20 protein-coding genes and 1 tRNA gene are annotated in these 19,507 nt (G+C 52.2%); 13 read left to right on the top strand and 8 right to left on the bottom strand.

Annotation, left to right across the window (positions count from 1 at the left end):
• The first annotated feature begins 2 nt into the window (after positions 1–2).
• The 7 genes from asnB (at position 3) to IT971_RS17870 (ending at position 8,278) form a co-directional block, all read left to right on the top strand.
• Positions 3–1,916 carry an asparagine synthase (glutamine-hydrolyzing) gene (asnB, locus tag IT971_RS17900; protein WP_065701749.1) on the top strand — a complete coding sequence of 638 codons (1,914 nt, stop codon included), beginning with the start codon at positions 3–5 and terminating at the stop codon, positions 1,914–1,916.
• Between the two features lie 53 nt (positions 1,917–1,969).
• Complete coding sequence (locus IT971_RS17895; RefSeq protein WP_065701748.1) at positions 1,970–2,908, top strand: NAD-dependent epimerase/dehydratase family protein; 939 nt, start codon at positions 1,970–1,972, stop codon at positions 2,906–2,908.
• 8 nt (positions 2,909–2,916) lie between these two features.
• Positions 2,917–3,858 (top strand): NAD-dependent epimerase/dehydratase family protein, encoded by a 942-nt coding sequence (locus tag IT971_RS17890; RefSeq protein WP_065701747.1) that lies wholly within the window; start codon positions 2,917–2,919, stop codon positions 3,856–3,858.
• A 143-nt stretch (positions 3,859–4,001) separates the two neighbouring features.
• Complete coding sequence (locus IT971_RS17885; RefSeq protein WP_247643531.1) at positions 4,002–5,063, top strand: NAD-dependent epimerase/dehydratase family protein; 1,062 nt, start codon at positions 4,002–4,004, stop codon at positions 5,061–5,063.
• 2 nt (positions 5,064–5,065) lie between these two features.
• Positions 5,066–6,109, top strand: coding sequence for a non-hydrolyzing UDP-N-acetylglucosamine 2-epimerase (wecB, locus tag IT971_RS17880; RefSeq protein ID WP_065701745.1), 1,044 nt, complete (start codon positions 5,066–5,068; stop codon positions 6,107–6,109).
• The gene (locus IT971_RS17875) at positions 6,106–7,320 is read left to right on the top strand and encodes a glycosyltransferase (RefSeq protein WP_065701744.1); all 1,215 of its coding nucleotides are present in this window, start codon (positions 6,106–6,108) and stop codon (positions 7,318–7,320) included. The genes wecB and IT971_RS17875 overlap by 4 nt, the downstream gene beginning before the upstream one ends.
• Positions 7,321–7,969: 649 nt before the next feature.
• On the top strand, positions 7,970–8,278 hold the full coding sequence (locus IT971_RS17870) for a hypothetical protein (protein WP_065701742.1): 309 nt from the start codon (positions 7,970–7,972) through the stop codon (positions 8,276–8,278).
• A gap of 611 nt (positions 8,279–8,889) precedes the next feature.
• Here the strand turns inward: IT971_RS17870 and IT971_RS17865 are convergent.
• Positions 8,890–8,979: transfer RNA gene (locus tag IT971_RS17865), tRNA-Ser, on the bottom strand.
• A 292-nt stretch (positions 8,980–9,271) separates the two neighbouring features.
• Here IT971_RS17865 and rplU point away from each other — a divergent pair.
• From rplU to proB, 4 genes are all read left to right on the top strand, one after another.
• A complete protein-coding gene (gene rplU, locus IT971_RS17860) occupies positions 9,272–9,583 on the top strand; it encodes a 50S ribosomal protein L21 (protein ID WP_007090142.1) in 312 nt (103 codons plus the stop codon).
• 30 nt (positions 9,584–9,613) lie between these two features.
• On the top strand, positions 9,614–9,874 hold the full coding sequence (gene rpmA, locus IT971_RS17855; protein WP_007090141.1) for a 50S ribosomal protein L27: 261 nt from the start codon (positions 9,614–9,616) through the stop codon (positions 9,872–9,874).
• Between the two features lie 179 nt (positions 9,875–10,053).
• A complete protein-coding gene (gene obgE, locus IT971_RS17850) occupies positions 10,054–11,091 on the top strand; it encodes a GTPase ObgE (RefSeq protein ID WP_065701741.1) in 1,038 nt (345 codons plus the stop codon).
• On the top strand, positions 11,088–12,203 hold the full coding sequence (gene proB / locus IT971_RS17845) for a glutamate 5-kinase (protein ID WP_065701740.1): 1,116 nt from the start codon (positions 11,088–11,090) through the stop codon (positions 12,201–12,203). The genes obgE and proB overlap by 4 nt, the downstream gene beginning before the upstream one ends.
• 46 nt (positions 12,204–12,249) lie before the next feature.
• Here the strand turns inward: proB and IT971_RS17840 are convergent, their stop codons facing one another.
• The 4 genes from IT971_RS17840 to phaR form a co-directional block, all read right to left on the bottom strand.
• Positions 12,250–12,888: a hypothetical protein gene (locus IT971_RS17840; RefSeq protein WP_065701739.1), complete on the bottom strand. Its 639-nt coding sequence runs from the start codon at positions 12,886–12,888 to the stop codon at positions 12,250–12,252.
• Between the two features lie 131 nt (positions 12,889–13,019).
• Positions 13,020–13,415 (bottom strand): helix-turn-helix domain-containing protein, encoded by a 396-nt coding sequence (locus IT971_RS17835; RefSeq protein WP_007090137.1) that lies wholly within the window; start codon positions 13,413–13,415, stop codon positions 13,020–13,022.
• A 170-nt stretch (positions 13,416–13,585) separates the two neighbouring features.
• Entirely contained in the window at positions 13,586–13,942 is a 357-nt protein-coding gene (locus tag IT971_RS17830) for a hypothetical protein (protein ID WP_065701738.1), read from the bottom strand.
• Positions 13,943–14,184: 242 nt separating this feature from the next.
• Entirely contained in the window at positions 14,185–14,799 is a 615-nt protein-coding gene (gene phaR / locus IT971_RS17825) for a polyhydroxyalkanoate synthesis repressor PhaR (protein ID WP_062948121.1), read from the bottom strand.
• A 323-nt stretch (positions 14,800–15,122) separates the two neighbouring features.
• Between phaR and IT971_RS22460 the strand changes: the two genes are divergently transcribed.
• Positions 15,123–15,950: a hypothetical protein gene (locus IT971_RS22460; protein WP_083195714.1), complete on the top strand. Its 828-nt coding sequence runs from the start codon at positions 15,123–15,125 to the stop codon at positions 15,948–15,950.
• Complete coding sequence (locus tag IT971_RS17820; protein ID WP_083195713.1) at positions 15,931–17,007, top strand: alpha/beta fold hydrolase; 1,077 nt, start codon at positions 15,931–15,933, stop codon at positions 17,005–17,007. The genes IT971_RS22460 and IT971_RS17820 overlap by 20 nt, the downstream gene beginning before the upstream one ends.
• Before the next feature lie 23 nt (positions 17,008–17,030).
• Here the strand turns inward: IT971_RS17820 and IT971_RS17815 are convergent, their stop codons facing one another.
• The 3 genes from IT971_RS17815 to IT971_RS17805 all read right to left on the bottom strand — a co-directional run bounded on the left by IT971_RS17815 (position 17,031) and on the right by IT971_RS17805 (position 19,495).
• Complete coding sequence (locus IT971_RS17815) at positions 17,031–17,507, bottom strand: hypothetical protein (protein WP_074624791.1); 477 nt, start codon at positions 17,505–17,507, stop codon at positions 17,031–17,033.
• A 13-nt stretch (positions 17,508–17,520) separates the two neighbouring features.
• Positions 17,521–18,300, bottom strand: coding sequence for an amino acid ABC transporter ATP-binding protein (locus IT971_RS17810; protein ID WP_369813945.1), 780 nt, complete (start codon positions 18,298–18,300; stop codon positions 17,521–17,523).
• A 151-nt stretch (positions 18,301–18,451) separates the two neighbouring features.
• Positions 18,452–19,495, bottom strand: coding sequence for a transporter substrate-binding domain-containing protein (locus IT971_RS17805; RefSeq protein WP_083195711.1), 1,044 nt, complete (start codon positions 19,493–19,495; stop codon positions 18,452–18,454).
• Positions 19,496–19,507: the final 12 nt, after the last annotated feature.

Here is a 19,507-nt window from a genome sequence, read left to right as displayed (position 1 = left end):
AGATGTGCGGCATTGCTGGGATTATTTCTCTTCGCGGTTCGGAGTTGGGCCGTCTGGATGATAAACTTAATGTAATGAATAAGTTGATCGCACACCGCGGCCCAGATGGCGCAGGCACTTGGTCTGCAAAAAATAAGAGTGTTGGTCTTGCTCACCGCCGTCTTTCGATCATTGATCTGACCGATCATGGTGCTCAGCCGATGACAGCACCGAATGATACGGTTCTAACGTTCAATGGCGAAATCTACAATTATATTGAGCTTAAGAAAGAGTTGTCTCCGATATGGTCGTTCGAAAGCTCTTCAGACTCTGAAACAATCCTTGCTACCTACGAAAAGTATGGCACTGATTGTGTTCAGCATTTTCGAGGCATGTTTGCGTTCGCAATTTGGGACGAAAAACGCAAACGCTTGTTGGCGGCACGTGACCGTTTCGGGATTAAGCCCTTTTACTATGCTATAGTTGAGGGCAACCTGATTTTTGCGTCGGAAATTAAGGCGTTGCTGCCGCTGCTTCCCGATATTCGTACCGACGCAGGGGCTTTTGCCGAATACCTGACCTTCCAGTACACAATTGGCGAGCACACTCTGTTTGAAGGTGTGAAGCAATTGATGCCAGGCCATCAGCTTATTGTAGAACGCGGCCAGGTACGGGTCGAGCGCTACTGGGACGTCCATTACGAAATCGACTATGATCACACTGCTTCTTACTTTGATGGTAAGATGAGAGAACTTCTTGATGACTCAATTGATGTCCATCTGAGAAGCGATGTGCCCGTCGGCAGCTATTTGTCTGGCGGCATTGACTCAAGCCTTATAGCGATCCTGGCGCGGCAACATGCGCCAGAGAATAATCAGGCCTTCCACGGGAAATTTACCTGTTTTGACGGATATGATGAAAGCAGGTATGCGCAAATAGCTGCTGATCAATGCGGCTCTGAGCTCAATCAGATCGATATCACCGCAGAAGACTTCCGTGAGAATATTGAAAAGGTAATTTATCATCTTGATGTTCCGGTAGCAGGTCCAGGGTCGTTTCCACAGTACATGGTCTCAAAGCTGGCCAGCGAACATGTTAAGGTCGTCCTAGGCGGTCAGGGCGGGGACGAAATTTTCGGCGGATACGCCCGGTATGTTGTTGCCTATTTCGAGCAAGCGATTAAGGCTGCGATCGACGGGACCTATAAAAACGGTAATTTCGTCGTTACGCCTGAATCGATTATTCCAAACTTGGGCGTTTTGCGTGAATACAAGCCGCTGATCAAAGAATTTTGGCGTGAAGGTTTGTTTGAGTCTATTGACGCTCGCTATTTCCGGTTGGTTGATAGGTCAACCGATATGGTTGATGAAGTTGATTGGAGCTCATTGAGCAAGGAAAAAGTTTTCGAAGACTTCAAGGCGATATTTAACAATCGCGGGAACGTCCGAAAGGAAGCCTATTTTGACAGCATGACCCATTTTGACTTCAAGTGTCTGCTGCCAGCTCTTCTTCAGGTGGAAGACCGAATGAGCATGGCGCACGGTTTGGAAAGCCGCGTACCGCTTCTGGATCATCCTCTTATTGAGTTTGCAGCGACCGTACCGGCAGACGTCAAATTTGAAGGTGGCCATATGAAGCATATGATCAAACAGACATACAAAGATGTGTTGCCTGAGGGATTGTTGCAACGTCGAGACAAGATGGGCTTCCCGGTTCCCCTTCGCGAGTGGTTTGCCGGGGAGCTGAACGAAATGGTTCGCGATATTTTCCATGGTTCAAAGGCGCGTTCACGTGATTACATTAATTACGACGCCGTTCTGAGGAACTTTGATAAAGCAGGTCGTTTTTCGCGTAAGACATGGGGATTACTCAGTCTGGAATTGTGGCATCAGCAGTTCCATGATAAGGCCAGCGAATATCGTGCGATGTTGAATTAGACGCATACTTCGTTTGTATGCAGGGAACTACTTTGGAATAGGGTCTAGGATTTATGAAGGCATTTATTACTGGCGGTTGTGGACAGGTTGGGTCTCACATTGCAGAACTCTTTTTGGCGCGTGGTGACGAGGTTGTCAGCATTGACAACTTTGCGACTGGTCGTCCTGAGCACCTGTCAGCGCACCCAAATCTGACCGCTGTTGAAGGCTCGATTGCCGACAAGGGCTTGATCGACAAGCTGATCGGTGATTTTCGTCCAGACGTGATTGTTCATACCGCAGCTTCCTATAAAGATCCGTCTGACTGGTACAGCGACACTATGACCAACTGTGTTGGCGGTGCGAACCTGGTAAATGCTGCGAAGGAATTTGGCGTAGGCCGTTTCGTCTATTTCCAGACTGCTCTTTGCTATGGTGTTAAACCGAACGAGCAGCCGGTTACGTTGAAACACCCAATCAATGCGGACAATTCCAGCTATTCGATCTCCAAAACTGTGACCGAAGAATATCTTCGTCTTTCAGGGATTGATTACGTAACTTTCCGTCTCGCAAACGTAATTGGCCCGCGCAACGTAAGCGGACCGCTGCCAATCTTCTTTGATCGACTGAGCCAGGGCAAACAGTGCTTCGTGACAAAGTCGCGTCGTGATTTCGTGTTTGTTGGTGACTTGGCGCGTTATGCGGTGAAAGCTGCTGATGGTCAAGGCAGTGGCACCTACCACTTCTCATCGGGAACAGACGTTGCAATCATTGAGCTGTATGATGCGGTTGTTAAGGCCATGAAGCTCAATGAATATCCGGAACCGGATGTTCGGGACCTTGGTCCGGATGATGCTGAGTCAATTTTGCTTGACCCGTCTCGGACCTTTGCTGATTTCGGCGATATCGAGTTTACCCCGCTTGAAGAAACCGTCCGTCTTGGTGTTGAATATTATCAGGAGTTCGGCGTTCACGGTGGATACACTCACCTTAAGCACGACGCTAAAAAGTAAGTCTCGATATGAAAATACTGATTACTGGTGGTGCAGGCTGCCTTGGTTCAAACCTGATTGAACGGCTCCTTCCGCAGGGGCACGAGATTCTGGTTGTCGATAATTTTGCAACGGGGCGTCGGGAAGTCGTTCCCGACGTTGCCGGGCTTAAGGTTGTTGAAGGCACGATTGCTGACAGCAGCCTTGTCGACAAAGTCTTTGCTGAATTCCAGCCTGACTACGTCATTCATAGCGCAGCAGCCTATAAGGACTTGACTGACTGGACTGAAGATACACACACCAATGTGATCGGAACGATCAATGTTGTGAATGCTGCGAAAGCGCATAACGTTCGGCGCTTTATCAACTTTCAGACCGCGCTTTGCTATGGTCGACCGGCGGTTGTTCCAATTCCTGCCGATGCGCCGACTGCACCTTTCACAAGCTATGGCATTTCGAAGACGGCAGGCGAGCAATACCTTGCGATGTCAGGGTTGTCATATGTCTCGTTGCGACTGGCCAATGTCACGGGTCCGCGATTGGCAATCGGTCCAATCCCGACTTTCTACACTCGCCTGAAAGATGGAAAATCCTGCTTCTGTTCGGACACGGTTCGCGATTTTCTGGATATGAGCGATTTCTTTGATCTGATGGACTTGGTTTTGCAGGACGATGCGCCAACGGGCGTGTATAACGTTTCAACCGGTGAAGGTCACACAATCAAAGACATCTTCGATGCTGTGGTTGCGCATCTCGGTGTGACGTTGGATGAGCCGGTGAAAGTTGTACCTGTAGGTGATGACGACGTTCCCGCTGTGGTCCTTGATCCATCCGAAACGGAAAAAGCGTTCGGGTGGAAGGCGCGTGTGAATTTCGCAGATACCATAAGCAATATGCTTAAGTGGTATGACAATTATGGTGTGAGTGCGATCCACAGCCATTTGGCTGACCCGACCAAGGGTAGGAATTAGTTGGGGACACCCCGGTCCGCAGCAGTGGATCGGGGTGTTTCATTATTGTTTAGAAACAGTTTTGTGGAATGTAATCTCTCTGTATTGGTTGTTGTAAATACCGACACAGGGGCTGACTCAAGAAATAAATGGCGGGTAGTTCAGTGCTTGATAAAGAGTTTTCCAAGTTCAACGGCAAGAAAGTTCTGGTTGTTGGTGGTGCAGGTTTCGTGGGTAGCAACCTCGTCCTGAAACTGCTTGAACAAGATCCCAAAGAGATCATCATTGTTGATAACCTTCTCTCGTCGGACATTTCCAACGTTGTTGATGATCCGAGAGTAACCTTCGTTTTTGGTTCTATCACCAGTGACAAGATCCTGAAAAATTTGCCTGATGATTTGGAATATGCTTGGCATCTCTCCTGCTACCACGGTAACCAGTCGTCGATCCATGATCCCATGGCCGATCATGAAAACAATACCCTCACCAGTCTGAAGCTTTTCGAACGTCTCAAAGATATTAAATCACTCAAGAAGGTTGTTTACGCTGCTGCAGGATGCGCGGTCGCTGAAAAAACATTCGACGAAGCATCTGCAACATCTGAAGATGCCCCGGTGTCACTTTACCACGACAGCCCGTATTCAATATCCAAGCTGATAGGCGAGTTGTACGGCAACTACTACTGGGTCCGTCATGGGTTGCCGATTGTTAAGGCGCGCTTCCAGAATGTTTATGGCCCGCGTGAGATTTTGGGCGCAGGCGAATGGCGTGGAACAGTACACACGGTCTGGCGTAACGTAACTCCGACATTCATCTGGAAGGCTATGAATGGTGAAGCCTTGCCACTTGATAATGGTGGTAATGCCAGTCGCGATTTCATTTTTGTGGAAGATATGGCGCGCGGCCTTATGGCTTGTGCTGCCAAGGGCGAAGATGGCGGGATTTATAATCTTGCGTCCGGTGTGGAGACGTCCATTCTCGAACTTGCGACCATCATTAACGAGGTAACCGGGAATAAAACACCGGTAGATCTTAAGCCTGCTCGTGATTGGGACCGTTCTGGTAAACGGTTTGGCTCAACCGAGAAATCTCTTCGCGAACTTGGATTTGAATGCAGTGTTAGTGTCCGAGAGGGGATTGAGCGCACTGTTACGTGGATGAACCAGAACAAATCCACCATCGAGGCATGCATCAAGCAGCACGACTACTTCATGGATCGGGTGTAGGAATGCCAACCAAGGTTGTTACGGTCGTTGGCGCACGCCCTCAGTTTGTAAAGGCTGCAACGATTACCCGTGCCATTGACCAGACGCCTGATGTGCAGGAGGTGATGATACACACCGGCCAGCATTTCGACGCGAATATGTCGGATATTTTCTTCGATGAGCTTGGAATTCCTAAGCCCGCATATTCACTTGACGTCCACGGCGGAAATCACGGTCAAATGACGGGCCGTATGCTCGAAAAGATCGAAACTGTTCTTGTCGAAGAAAAGCCAGATTGGGTTCTGGTTTACGGTGATACGAACTCAACCTTGGCTGGTGCATTGGCAGCTGCAAAGCTACATATTCCAGTTGCTCATGTCGAGGCCGGTCTGCGGTCATTCAATCGTAGAATGCCAGAAGAAGTGAACCGGGTTCTTACAGACCATGTCAGCAATATTCTGTTCTGTCCGACATTTGCTGCGGTCCAAAACTTGACAAATGAAGGCGTAGTCGATCAGGTCCATCATGTTGGCGATGTCATGTATGACGCGACCCGTGACGCAATTGAACGTTTCAATGCGGACCCGAATAGTGCGCTTGTCGCTTCTTTGAAAGGCGTTCCTTACACGCTGTCGACGATACACCGTGCGGAGAATACAGATAGTGCGGAAAGCCTGAGCGAAGTGATTGAATTCCTGCGCGACAACTCCGCTGGAATGAAGATTGTTTTGCCTTTGCATCCAAGAACAAAAGCCGCAGCCGAGCGGTTCGGCGTCTCGCTTGACGGGATTGATATTATCGACCCGGTTGGATATCTGGAGATGGCCGGATTGATTGCCAATTGCACGCAGGTCTTTACAGATTCCGGAGGGTTGCAGAAAGAGGCTTATTTCCACGCCAAACCCTGCGTTACCCTGCGCAGTGAAACCGAGTGGCCCGAAACAATCGAGGCGGGATGGAATCGTTTGTGGAAAGGGCCAGAGGCCGGCCCACGCAAAGAAATTACCGAGTTTGGTGACGGACGTGCAGCGTTTGTCATCGTCGAGAAAATTTTGCGTGCGTCATGAGCTCTTCTTCAATACGCACGCTGCTTCTCTATGCCGAATACACCACTCGGCTTTCTTATTATGACGACTGGACTGAGGCTTTTGAACGAAGCAGCAGATTCGCTGTAACGAAGATCAATATCTGTCAGAAAGGCAACCTGAGCGACTTAAAAAAAGAAGTTTCTGAGGCCGATCTGATTGTTCTACTGCACTCGACTAACGGCGACACCACAATCTATTTGGAGCCGTTTGCAAATGTTCTAGCAGATCGTCGCGGAACACTGGTGAGTTTTGTTGGTAACGAAGTGAACTTGCCCGGTTCTCCAATTGGAGCCAAGCGTGATGTCTTGGCCGTAATCAGACCAGATTTCATCGCGACGCAGCTTCCCCTTGAAGCCGGAGAGTTTCTTTGGGGGGATTTGGTCGAGAACTCGGTGCTGGCTGTTCCACACGCTCTCAATCCGGATGCGTTTTACCCGGTATTGTCGGATGCAGATCGCGCAATCGACATTGGGGTTCGTGCTGTTCGCTATTTGCCTCATCTGGGGGATGGCGAGCGTAATAACTTGCATGACCTATTTTCGTCACCTGAGATGTCAAAAAAGGGGCTGAACGTCAATATCAGCACGGAGCGCTTGAACCGAAAGGGATGGGCGCAGTTTCTCAATAACTGTCGAGGCACCGTCTCAAGTGAAGCTGGGTCCTGGTGGGTGGAACGAGACGACGCGATCATAAACGAAATCCGGACATGGACCGCAGAACGCACCAAGGGTAAGGTTCTGGTTATTCCAAATGACTCTCCGCTTCGAAAAATCGGTCATAAATTGCCGTGGCAGATTAGAGCGTTTTTGAGAAAAGTGCTGAGTTCGGGCATGGTACAGCACGAATCTTCACTTAATGAGCAAATGGAGTTTGGTGAGATTTATTCGACCTTTTTCGAAGGTCGTCCTCGTCCGCCGTTCTATGCTAAATGCATCTCATCAAGGCATTTCGACGCAATCGGAACCCAGACGTGCCAGATACTGGTGAACGGGCGATATAACGATATTCTAAAGGCCGACGAGCATTATATCTCTTTGGCGTCAGACTATTCCAATCTTGATGACGTGCTGGACCGTTTTGGTGATGTAAACTATCGGAGCAACATCGCCAAAAATGCGCACCAATATGTGATGGCCTATCACACGTATGATCATCGAATTGCAGAACTTCTTATTGCTGTAGGATTTTAATAAAAATCTAAAGGTGGGTCATTTTATTGAAAAAAAACACAGCATGGCGTTCTTAAGTAGAGTAGTGCTTCTGTATAGTGCGCTGACAATGTCTGCGGTTCTCGCTGCATTTGTGTATAATTATGATTTTATCCCGTATTTTTCAGAGCAAGATAAAAGTTAATTCAGAAATGACTTCATTTCAGAATATCGTCAAACAAAAGATTATTTGGAAATGGTGTTTGGTGAGGATGTTGAATCTGTTGAATACGTTGTTTTGCCGAATGTCCCGTCTAAGATAAGTTCTATAGAATTTCAAGAAGAAAAGATAGCTCTCAAAGTTGTCGATGGAAGCGTTCGTATTCCCTTGGTCAATGAGCCAGAGGACCACGAATACTCGATTATTGTTTTTTAAATGGTGAATATTTCGAGTTGGTTAGGCAGTCGCAGGGATGGTTGGACGCGACATTTTCTTTTGTTTACCAAGGGGGATATTCGATACTTAGCCGGCGCTCAGTCGGTGTTACTCGCTCTATTGATGTTGACTCGGAGCAAATAGCCTTTGCTGGGGGGGGCTGCAAGCATCGAATATCAACCTACAGGGAATAGTCAGTTTAGAGAGGTGCGGTATGCAACAGGGCTTCTCGAATAATTATGGGAAAAGCCTTTGATGCAGGGGCCAACAACTAAAAGTTATGCATCATTTCTTGATCTTGGATTTGAAGATAAAATGAGCCAGCTTATGAGTGGCGATTTTGTAGTTCTGTGCCAAGGCTTTCGGGACATATTTCTACATGCATCTTTGTTTACTGATGCATTCCAAGCAAGAGCGGTTGAGGCCTACAATTATAGCCCTCAAATTCCAAATTTGATCTCTTATAGCCATTCTACAGTGAAGATTTGGATAGAAGAATTGAAGAGATGGGTCGTTTTCGATCCATGGTTGGCTATTATGGTAACAATGGAGGGGGGGCAATAGGCTCTCAAGAGTTGCAAAGATACTTTGGTCAAGGAAAAAAAACTTTCTGTTCTTGATGTATTGCCTAGAATGCATAAGAAAAAAGATGGAGAGATTGTATATATTGATTTCGATCCAAGTAGTACTAATATGTCGAAATTTGATTTCTCGGAAGAGGGGTGTTCTCCAGGGTATGAGCAATATTTTCAGAATATTGTGATTCGTCAGGTTGTCCTGCTTGAATAATGAGTGATATGTGGTCTTGTCGCTCCTGTGACTCTGTCTCTATCCAATATACGCCATATATTAATCTCCATTGGTTCTTGGCTTTGATCTCAACTGTCAAACGACTCTGCGTCGATTTTCGTCTTTGTAGTGGAATTCGACTGGGTGTGCCTTGAAACCGGATTTTTCAAACGGGAGCAGATACCAGCGACAGTATGTTATAGCAATTACAGTGCTTTACTATGCAGAGTGCTGCCTTGGTTGGTGTAAGGCGTCTCTTTTCCAAGATCCCTTGTGGCGCTTGAATATGTGTTTCTTGAGAGTTCTGGATCGCTTTGGAAGTGTTGTGGGAGGGGGGGGGGTAAGGATTCCCAACAGCTAAATCTTCTCTGGTGCGAACGTGTAAATGGCGGAGAGGGTGGGATTCGAACCCACGGTACTATTGCTAGTACAACGGTTTTCGAGACCGCCCCGTTCGACCACTCCGGCACCTCTCCGCATGTGTGGTCTGGCGTTCGAGGCGCTGTTTAACGATCCTTAAGCCAGAATGCAAGAGGGAAAACGTATTTTCCCCGAACTCTTTTGCCGGTTGGGCCGGGCCGGGTTGGGAAACAAACCTCTGCCATGCGTCCCTGCCATGGCCAAAGCCCGGAAACGGTGCGGTTTGCGGTTGACTCTGGTGGGCGAAAAAGGTATTTCACCCGTCTCTCGCAGCGGTTCGGTTTCAGTTAGCAGCGACACCGAAGCGCGCGTGTGCGTTTCCAGAATGATTTTTCAGGAACTATATCGATGTATGCAATCATCAAAACTGGCGGCAAACAGTATAAAGTTGCTGCCAACGACGTTATCAAAGTCGAAAAGATCGCTGCCCAGGCCGGTGACACCGTGAAACTTGAAGAAGTTCTCATGGTTGCTGGCGACGGTGCGCCGAAGGTTGGTGCTCCGTTGGTCAAAGGGGCTTTTGTGAATGCAGAAGTTCTCGAGCAGACCAAGGGCGACAAGGTGATCGTTTTCAAGAAAAAGCGCCGGCACAACTACCGTCGCAAAAATGGTCATCGCCAGAACCTGACTGTTCTGCGCATCACGGACATCACGGCCTGATCGGCCGGGATGCAGTTTTAGGAGAGTTTCATGGCTCATAAGAAAGCTGGTGGTAGCTCCCGTAACGGTCGCGACTCCGAAGGTCGGCGCCTCGGCGTCAAGAAATTCGGCGGCCAGACGGTTGTTGCAGGTAACATTCTCGTTCGTCAGCGTGGCACCAAGTTCCATGCAGGCGACAATGTTGGCCTGGCCAAAGACCACACCCTGTTTGCGACGGCTGGCGGCAACGTCCAGTTCAAGTCGGGCTTCAAGGGTCGTACCTATGTATGTGTCGTTCCGGCCGAGGCGTAAGCCTCCCGTCGGCTGCGCTCATCCGTAGCAAAGATTTCGAGGGAGGAATGAGCAATCATTCCTCCCTTGTTTTATGTGTTATATGAAAATTTCCCGTGCCGTCGATGCGAGGCGATCTGTTTCGAAATCGCGATCCGGCCGGGCGGAATGATTGACGGGCATCGCCCAAAGGACCGGTTATGAAGTTTCTCGACGAAGCAAAAATCCACGTACGCAGTGGCCGCGGCGGTGCCGGTGCGGTCAGCTTCCGGCGCGAAAAATTCATCGAATATGGCGGGCCTGATGGCGGCGATGGCGGGCGCGGCGGTGACGTGATCGTCGAAGCCGTTGAAAACCTCAACACCCTGATCGATTTCCGTTATCAGCAGCATTTCAAGGCCGAAATCGGCATGCACGGCATGGGGCGCAACCGGACCGGCCGTTCGGGCAACTCGATCACGATCAAGGTCCCGGTCGGAACCCAGATCCTTGAAGAAGACCGCGAAACCCTGATTGTTGATATGCTTGAGCCGGGCCAGACCTTTGTGCTTTGCCGGGGCGGCGATGGCGGCCGGGGCAATACCCATTTCAAATCCTCCACCAACCAGGCACCGCGCCGTGCTGAAGAAGGCTGGCCGAACGAGGAAATGTCGGTCTGGCTGCGTCTGAAGCTGATTGCCGATGCCGGTCTGGTCGGTCTGCCCAATGCGGGTAAATCCACCTTCCTTGCCGCGTCATCCAGCGCGCGTCCGAAAATTGCCGATTATCCCTTCACCACCCTGCATCCGCAGCTGGGCGTGGTTGAGATCGATGATCATGAATTCGTTCTGGCCGATATTCCTGGCCTGATCGAAGGCGCATCCGAGGGCAAGGGCATCGGGACCCGGTTCCTGGGCCATATCGAACGCTGCGAAGTTCTGCTGCATCTGATCGATTGCGCGGACGAGGACCCGGTCGCAACCTATCGCACTGTTCGCGAAGAGCTTGAAAGCTATGCCGACGTCCTCATAGATAAGCCGGAAATCGTCGCCCTTTCCAAGGCCGATCAGCTTCTGCCGGAAATGGTCGAGGAGCAGCGTGAAATCCTTGAAAAAGGGATCGGCAAGAAAGTCTTTATCGTGTCTGGCGCCACCCAGCAGGGGGTCAAGGAAGTTCATCGCGAACTGCGCCGCCACATTGTCGAAGAGCGCGAGCACCGTGCGATGGAGGGCCGCGAAGATGAGGGCTACCAACCGTGAGCCTTGCGGACGCAAAACGCCTGATCATCAAGGTCGGTTCTGCCCTTCTGGTCGATGAAAATACCGGCAAGCTTCGCCGTGCCTGGCTCGAAGCACTTGCCGATGACGTCGCACTTCTGCGCGAACGCGGGGTCGAGGTCATCGTGGTTTCAAGTGGCGCGATCGCCATGGGGCGGCGCTTGCTGGGGCTTGATCACCGCACCATCAGCCTTGCCGATAAGCAGGCCGCCGCCGCCACCGGCCAGATCAGCCTGTCGCAGGTCTGGCAGGAAGCATTGGGTCGTAATGGCCTGATCATGGCGCAGGTTCTTGTGACGCTTGAGGATATGGAAAGCCGTCGCCGTTACCTGAATGCGCGCGGTACGTTAAATGCCCTGTTGGCACGCGGGGCTGTGCCGCTGATCAATGAAAACGATACGGTTGCCACCGAAGAAATCCGCTTTGGCGATAATGATCGCCTCGGTGCCAAGGTTGCCCACATGATTTCGGCCGATACGCTGGTGTTGCTGTCCGATATCGATGGTCTGTATACCGCTGATCCGCGCAAGAACCCGGATGCGACCCTGATCCCGACGGTGCGTGAACTGACACCCGAAATCATGGACATGGCCGGTGCCGCGCCGACGATGTATAGCTCCGGCGGCATGGTGACCAAATTGCAGGCCGCCGAAATCGCGATGAAGGCCGGATGCCGCATGATGATCGCGCGCGGCACCATCTATCATCCGCTAAAGGCGCAGCTCGAAGGCGGGCCACATACCCTGTTTCTGCCAAGTGAAAGCCCGCTTGCGGCACGTCGCCACTGGATCGCAACGTCGCTTTCGGCACGCGGGGCCATCATTGTTGATGGCGGTGCGGCAAAGGCATTGCGGGCAGGCAAAAACCTGCTGGCGGCGGGGATTGCCGGTGTTGATGGCAGCTTCAAGCACGGTGATGCGGTGCGCATCCTTGATGCCGAGGGCACTGAAATCGCGCGTGGCATTACATCCTATTCGGCCGAGGAAACCCGGATGATCAAAGGCCATTCCTCGCAGGAAATCGAAACCGCCTTGGGATATAGCCGTGGCAACGCGGTTATTCATTCCGACGATCTGGTGATTGCCGATCAATAGAGTTCGGTTACAGGATTTGCGACAAAGGGGTAGCCATCGGCTGCCCCTATTTTGCGTCTGGGTGATAGAAGGACTGCATGCGGACGTTTTCCCGGGCGAGGGTGCCGTTTCCGGCAATTACCTGACCCGTCTGAAGGATAATCCCGCTTCCCTGTCCAACCCCCTTTAAAACCGCACCACGTTCATCGGCATTCGGGTGGCGAAATGATCCGCCTGCGCCAAGCTGCACATCGCGGACAATAATACTGCCAAGGATCTGGCTGCCATCACCCAGAACGGATAAGCCTGAAATCTGGATTGACCCGCGATAACGACCGTCTGATCCGATAGTGATCGCCGCACCGGGCTGGCTGGTGGCGACATGAACGCAACCTTCGCCAAACAGATTGCCATTGCCGATCGTGATCGGCCCTGTCTGGGCATCAATCATCGTGTTGCCGTAAAACATATTTCGGCTGCCAATTTCAAGCGTTGCGGGTAAGGTGGCATCAAGCCGGACGGCAGGATGTAAAATATTGTCATGCCCGATCTCGGCATGGATACTGATCAGGGTTGAAAACGGATCGAGGATGACATTGCCGGTCCTTGACAGCGCCATCAGTGCCGACATCGACAGATAGCCAAGTTTGCTGCGTTGCTCGTCGATCAGATCGATCAGGCCGGATTGCGTGATATCGCCTGTCATGCGGTTTGCCCCTGTCTTGGTCTTGCCGTGACGCTATCACAAAAATCGTGCCTGTGATCAGCCACAAAAAAAGGCTGCCATGGAAGGCAGCCTGATTTTTGCAGCAATGCTGAAGATCGCAGTGATCAGGCTTAGGCAGCCTGATCGGCCAGTGCGCGTGCCATCTGGCTCAGCGCTTCCTGGTGTTTTTCGTGCTTGATGCTCGCAAAGTTGCGCGCCAGTTCAAGGCACATGCGCTGACGCGCATTAAGTTCGGTTTCCTGGTTGCCGTCGAGACCTTCATAGAAGTAGCTGACAGGAACGCCCAGGACCTGGGAGATTTCGTAAAGACGACCGGCAGAAATGCGGTTGATGCCGCGCTCGTATTTGTGAGCCTGCTGGTAGGTAACACCGATCAGGTCGGCCATCTGCTGCTGGGACAGACCCAGCATGATGCGACGTTCGCGAATACGCTGACCGACATAACGGTCCGTATCTGTTGCGCGATTAGCGCGTTTCGGTTCTTCGTTTGATACAATCTCAGTCATTGCATATTTTTCCGTTATCAACCGCCAGTTATTTATTCCCACTCGGGACGCTGTCAGGCTTGTTAATTTCGCCTATTAATCACAATCAGGTTGACCCGGTTTGAAGGCCTTCTGCTTGCAAGAAATATCTGAACTTTGGTCAGATAGGAGTCTCAGCGATCCGCCAGAAGCTAGCTATATAGGTCAATTCGCCTGTCGTTGTCTAGTGCGTTAGGCGAAAAAAAGACATGGCTTTCTGAGCCGTAAGGTGTGGAATGACGTGCATAGCTGGCATGCAATTCCTGAATGACCGCAGGTTGCAAAAGGTTTTCCTGAGGTAGGAGCTGGCCCAAAAGCTGCGCCCAAAATGCTGCGCTGCCCCCAGGATCATGGGGTTCAAGCCATGCGCCACCGTTCTGCGCGATTTCCCGTACAGGCGAAACCAGTGCAGTGATATCCATCCCGATCCCGGCAGGGCCGTCTGTTCCACTACTTGCAGCGTCGGGCCTGCGGGCCGGGTGCAAGGGGATCGGTGTGATCGCTGTCATGTCATTTTGCGGTTTTGTGCGTTTAACCCGGGTATTAAACTGGTCTTATGCAAGGGACTCCATTCAAGGGGGCGTAAACCCGGCAAAAATTGCCGCCTTGCGACAGGTGCCGGGCGGTGAAAAACGTTAATGAAAAGTTTATGCAGGAATGATGCCGCGACACACGCAGGCAAAAACAAAAAAGCCCCGGAAAATCCGGAGCTTTCTGCGTGATGCTTTGAAATGAACGGGTTTGGGGCCGTTTACTTGCTGGCTTTGTTGTTGACCAGACTGTTGAGCTGTGCCTGCATGGCTTCGAGCTGGCTTTTCAGGTCATCAAGGGATGCGTCATTTTTTGCCGGTTTGCCGGTCTGGGCTGCATCGGCTTTCCCGTTGGCCTTGTCGGCCTCTTCCTGAAGGAAGGGAGAAAACATCTTCATGGTCTGCTCAAATAGCGCCATGTTCTGCTTGTTCATTTCCTCGAACTGGCCGAACGGGAAAATGCCCTGCATCGTGCCCTGCATATATTCGCGCATCTGTTCCTGATTATGCGCAAACGAACGCATCGCCTGTTCCAGATAGCTCGGTACCAGACCCTGAAGGCTGTCGCCATAGAATCCGATCAATTGGCGCAGGAAGCTGATCGGCAGCAGGTTCTGCCCCTTGTTTTCTTCCTCGACAATAATCTGTGTCAGGACCGGACGGGTGATATCCTCGCCGGTCTTGGCGTCATAAACGACGAAATCGGTATTGTCCTTGACCATCTGCGACAGGTGGTCAAGCGTCACATACGAACTGGTCGCAGTGTTGTAAAGGCGGCGGTTCGCGTATTTCTTGATAACGACGCGATCCTGATCATCTGATTTTTTCGTGGTCATGACGTTATTCCCTGCTTCCCTGTTTCCCGGACGTTTGGCTTGGGCAGTGCGGTATGAAATACCTTGTTTGCGTTTGCACAAATTTGAATGTTGCGCAGCATTTTGAATTTTGCGCCTGCTCAAGCGTGCATAAGAGTGCCGTGTAATTTCCAATGTGTCCAGTGTTCAACGCGATGTGCGCTGCGAAAAACAACCTCTGGTCCCGGTTGCTGCCACGCAGCAATGGATTTCGTTTTCGTGCAGGCCCGAACCCCCTATAGTATTTACCAGCCGCAAGGCGCATGTCATCTGCGTGATCCGTATCAGAACCGGGGGAAGCAACATTGTCCGACATAGGGGCGAAAAAGGATCAGGAGCCCGACGATCTGCCCAATGACAACCTCGAGGATGAACTTGACGATCATCTTGATCATCTGGCCCAGCAGTTCATGGACCTTTGGCGCGAACAGGTTGCCGCAACGGCCGATGGTGCCGACGCGGCAAGCGCCATCGGGCGGCTTTATGCATCGCTCGGGGCTGATACATCGCGGATCGGCGAGGGGTTCGAGGCATGGGGCAAGCTGATCGGACAACTGGCAACGGGGCAGAAACCCGGTGCCTTTCCCGGTGCTGTTCCGGGCGGTTTTCCGGGTATGACAGCGGGTATGATGCCCGAAGCGATCCCGGAAATGATCAAGGGCACGCCGATGGACCCGGCAGCCAACCCGATGGCCGCCATGTTCAATCAGATGTCAAAAATGGCAATACCTGGTTTTCCATCCGGTGGGCCTTTCCCGCCAAATATGGCGACGATGGCCGGAATGACGGGCGCAACCAGCGCCGATGAAACGTCCCATCCGGACGCAGCCGCCAAAGATGCCGATACGGCCAAGGCCGCCGCAGGCAGGATAGACAAGACAGGCCAAAGCAAGAAAACGGGGCAGGGAAAAAATGAGCGCGCAAAACCGACAGCAGACAAACCCGCCGAAAAGGGCAAGCAATCGTCGCGCGGGGCCAAGGCCGCTGGCGATGCATCTGGCGGTCGAGATGACGAGCTGGCTCAGCTCGCGCGCCGCATTGCCGATCTTCAGGAAACAATTTCTGCCCTGGAGGCCGGAACTGCAGGAGCAGGCGAAGAAGCTCCTGAGCGAGATGGAAAACCATCATCCTGACGATATCGCGCAGGCACTTGATCGTGTCGCCTTTGCCAATCAGTCGGCCTTTCATGACGGTGTTCGCGCCTATCAAAAACATGGCTATAAACGCGGGACCGATGATGCGCCCGTACTCTGGGAAGATGGTGCAACCCGCATTCTTGATTACGGTGCGGTCGAAGAAGCCAAGCCCAAAAGCCCGCTTGGTATTGTCGTGCTGGTGCCGTCGCTGGTGAACCGCGGCTATATTCTTGATCTAAACAAAAAAAGAAGCTTCGCACGTTTTCTGGCCAAGGCCGGATATCGGCCGCTTCTGGTCGATTGGGGCTATCCCGGCGAAGAAGAAACCCATTACGGCCTTGATGATTACATCGCCGGTCGTCTGGTCACCGCCCTTCAGGACATCGCCGATATGAATGGCGGGCCGGTGCCGATGATCGGTTATTGCATGGGCGGCGTGCTCACGCTGGCGGCGACCTTGCTTGACCCCGCACAGGTATCGCGTCTGGTGCTATTGGCGACCCCCTGGGATTTCATGGCGGCTGGTCCGACACAGGGGCGCATTGCCGCGGCCTTCGCGCCCTCTTTGCCCCATATGCTGTCGATCCATGACAGCCTGCCGGTCGATGTGCTGCAAAGCCTGTTTGCCAGCCTCGATCCCTTTATGATCGGGGAAAAGTTCCGCCGCTTTGCATCCATCCCGGCCAATTCGGCCAAGGCCGATGATTTCGTCGCGCTTGAAGACTGGCTTAATGATGGTGTGCCGCTGACGCGCCGGGTAGCGATTGATTGCCTGATTGGCTGGTATGTCGAAAACAAACCGGCCAAGGGTGAATGGCAGATCGACGGCATTGATATCAACCCGGCAGATATCAGTTGCCCGACACTTGCCGTCATCCCCGAAAATGACCGGATCGTCCCGCCCGAAAGCGCGCAGGCCCTTTTCGCAGGCTTGCCCGAAGAATTGCGGACGGAATTGCATCCGTCTGCGGGGCATATCGGCATGATGGTCGGATCACGTGCCGAAAAATCGATGTGGGAACCGATGCTCGATTGGCTTGCTCAGGCTGACTGAGTGCAATCTCTTTTGCTGGAATTTTAGGGGCATCGGGGGCGGCCCTCGGGAATGGCGCTGATTTCAAGCTCGGACAGCCGGGCAGGGATCAGTTCACGGAAACGACAAACCAGTTCGTCATAGACGGCCTGCCCGCGGCCCAGCGGATCAACAATATCTGCCGTATGATCAAGCATTCGAACCGGGGGCGGGCAGGAAAATGCATAACCTTCCATGCTGGCCTCGATTGCCTCTGCCTGCCAGGCTTCCATGACAAAAATCACATGGCTGCTTTCAAGGATTTCGCGTGAAAGACCCCGGCTCGTGTGATTGCCGGCAATGCCGATCTGGCGCAGCGCAAATTCTGATTCCGGGGTGATGGCATCACCTTCGCGGGCATGAATTCCGGCGGAATGCGGGGTAATTGGCAATTTGTGCTGCCGGGCATATTGGCGTGCAATGGCGGCCGCCATCGGGGACCGGCATGTATTGCCGGTGCAGACGAATAAAATTGTCGTCATATAAAGCGACTTTCTAGTGACTGAATACCTTGGCCAGAAAGGCCTTGCTGCGTTCGGATTGCGGCGCATCGAAAAACGCATCTGGTGTGGCGGTTTCAACAATCTCGCCCTGATCCATGAACACCATCCGGTCGGCGACCCGGCGTGCGAAGCCCATTTCATGGGTGACGCAAATCATCGTGATATTTTCGCGTGCAAGGTCGACCATGACATCAAGGACCTCTTTGATCATTTCCGGATCAAGGGCGGATGTCGGTTCGTCAAACAGCATGATTTTCGGGCTGATGCATAACGTGCGCGCAATTGCTGCACGTTGTTGTTGCCCGCCCGAAAGCTGATGGGGGTATTTGTGCGCCTGGGTTGTGATATTGACCCGTTCAAGATACCGAAACGCTGTTTCTTCCGCCTGTTTGCGGGGTGTCTTATGCACCCACATCGGCGCAAGAACGCAGTTTTCCAGAATGGTCAGGTGCGGATACAGATTGAATTGCTGGAAAACCATGCCCGTCGATTTACGAATTTTCGCAAGCGACCTGCCATCTTCCGAAATCCGGTTTCCGGCAATTTCGATCCTGCCGGCCTGATGGCTTTCCAATCCGTTCATGCAGCGGATCAGGGTTGATTTTCCCGATCCCGACGGCCCGCAAATCACCATCCGTTCGCCTTCGGCAATGTCGAGTGAGATGTCTTTAAGTGCCTGAAACTCGCCGAACCATTTGTTCATGTTCCGGATGTGGATCATGCTGGCGCGGTGCGGGTTCGGGCTTGTTGTTGCTACGTTCACGGTTTCCATCCCTGTTCTTCGGGGGCGGATGTCGCCCTGCCGTCCGATAGTGTGGCGGCTTCAAAGGCCGGTTTTGAATTTCTGAAGAATGGGGCCGACTTGCTCACAGACCACAGGTGCGTGCGGGCTGTCTTCATTGGTCGGCCCCGTTCCGGGGTGCTTAGCGGATCGGATCGGGATAAAGCAGGCCGCCATCACGGCTAAGCGCATTTACCGTTCCGGTTCGTTCCATGCCAAAGGTGGTCTTGGTGCCAAGGTGGCGTTCATATACTTCGCCGTAATTGCCAACCTGTTTGATCACCTGATAGCTCCAGTCAGCCGGAAGACCGATCTGCTGGGCCATCTCGCCGGCTGCGGAATCTGTAGCCAGAAGGCGCACAACCCCTTGGGGCTGATTTGCAAGATCGGCCATGATGGCATCGACATTTTCCGACGTAATGTCCATTTCCTCGGCATTCAGCATGACCTGAAAAGCCCAGTAAATGGCGGTTTCAAGTGTCGCGTCGGGGCGTGTCAGAATGGTCAGCGGCTCATTGGAAATCACTTCGGGCAGGATGGTGAAATCATCGGGATTTTCCGCAAGCAACCGGTCGGAACTCAATGCCGTGCGGTCACTGGCCAGAACATCGCATTTCCCGGAGAAGAATGCCTGCAAGCGTGCCGTTTTGTCGGCAATGTTCTCAACGCGGTACTCGATATTGCGATCACCAAACCAGTCGGCAATGTTTAAAAGCGTGGTGGAGCCTTCCTCGGCACAGACCGTCGCACCGGTCAGTTCGGATGCACCGGTAACGCCCAGCTTTTTCGGCACCATAAAGCCCTGACCGTCATAGAAGGTCGTCGCGACAAACCGCATGCCCGGATTGGCATCGCGTGTGCCGGTGCGGGTGATGCTGCGCGATGCCATGTGGGCACCTTCGGCAACGATTGTTTTCATGCTGTCGGAAAAACCGATCCCGCGAATGTCGGCTTTCTTGGCATCGCCCAGAATGGCCGCCGCCGCCATGCGGCAGAAATCGGTATTGAAACCCTGATAAACACCCTGACTGTCCGGAACCGAAAAGCCCGGCGAGTTGGTATTGACCAGACAGACAAGGCTGTTATCCGCCTTGATCTGATCCATCACGGGTCCAGCCTGAACCTGTGTGGTCAGACCGGCGAGTACTGCAAACGCAGCAGGCAAGGAAAAACGTACTTTCATCATTTGGCTCCCTGT

The organism is Thalassospira sp. B30-1 (genome assembly GCF_015767575.1).
In the GTDB taxonomy this organism is placed as follows: Bacteria; Pseudomonadota; Alphaproteobacteria; order Rhodospirillales; family Thalassospiraceae; genus Thalassospira; species Thalassospira xiamenensis.
The sequence above is the reverse complement of the archived record's forward strand: the minus strand, read 5'-3'. Positions and strand labels throughout refer to the sequence as shown.

Excerpts from the sequence above, each read along its gene's own strand:
- rplU (WP_007090142.1), top strand. The coding sequence starts at position 9,272 with ATGTATGCAATCATCAAAACTGGCGGCAAACAGTATAAAGTTGCTGCC.
- obgE (WP_065701741.1), top strand. The coding sequence starts at position 10,054 with ATGAAGTTTCTCGACGAAGCAAAAATCCACGTACGCAGTGGCCGCGGC.
- asnB (WP_065701749.1), top strand. The coding sequence starts at position 3 with ATGTGCGGCATTGCTGGGATTATTTCTCTTCGCGGTTCGGAGTTGGGC.
- IT971_RS17805 (WP_083195711.1), bottom strand. The coding sequence starts at position 19,495 with ATGATGAAAGTACGTTTTTCCTTGCCTGCTGCGTTTGCAGTACTCGCC.
- IT971_RS17815 (WP_074624791.1), bottom strand. The coding sequence starts at position 17,507 with ATGACGACAATTTTATTCGTCTGCACCGGCAATACATGCCGGTCCCCG.
- rpmA (WP_007090141.1), top strand. The coding sequence starts at position 9,614 with ATGGCTCATAAGAAAGCTGGTGGTAGCTCCCGTAACGGTCGCGACTCC.
- IT971_RS17820 (WP_083195713.1), top strand. The coding sequence starts at position 15,931 with ATGGAAAACCATCATCCTGACGATATCGCGCAGGCACTTGATCGTGTC.
- phaR (WP_062948121.1), bottom strand. The coding sequence starts at position 14,799 with ATGACCACGAAAAAATCAGATGATCAGGATCGCGTCGTTATCAAGAAA.
- IT971_RS17890 (WP_065701747.1), top strand. The coding sequence starts at position 2,917 with ATGAAAATACTGATTACTGGTGGTGCAGGCTGCCTTGGTTCAAACCTG.
- IT971_RS17835 (WP_007090137.1), bottom strand. The coding sequence starts at position 13,415 with ATGACTGAGATTGTATCAAACGAAGAACCGAAACGCGCTAATCGCGCA.
- wecB (WP_065701745.1), top strand. The coding sequence starts at position 5,066 with ATGCCAACCAAGGTTGTTACGGTCGTTGGCGCACGCCCTCAGTTTGTA.
- IT971_RS17810 (WP_369813945.1), bottom strand. The coding sequence starts at position 18,300 with ATGGAAACCGTGAACGTAGCAACAACAAGCCCGAACCCGCACCGCGCC.
- IT971_RS17840 (WP_065701739.1), bottom strand. The coding sequence starts at position 12,888 with ATGACAGGCGATATCACGCAATCCGGCCTGATCGATCTGATCGACGAG.
- IT971_RS17895 (WP_065701748.1), top strand. The coding sequence starts at position 1,970 with ATGAAGGCATTTATTACTGGCGGTTGTGGACAGGTTGGGTCTCACATT.
- IT971_RS17870 (WP_065701742.1), top strand. The coding sequence starts at position 7,970 with ATGCAGGGGCCAACAACTAAAAGTTATGCATCATTTCTTGATCTTGGA.
- IT971_RS17830 (WP_065701738.1), bottom strand. The coding sequence starts at position 13,942 with ATGACAGCGATCACACCGATCCCCTTGCACCCGGCCCGCAGGCCCGAC.
- IT971_RS17875 (WP_065701744.1), top strand. The coding sequence starts at position 6,106 with ATGAGCTCTTCTTCAATACGCACGCTGCTTCTCTATGCCGAATACACC.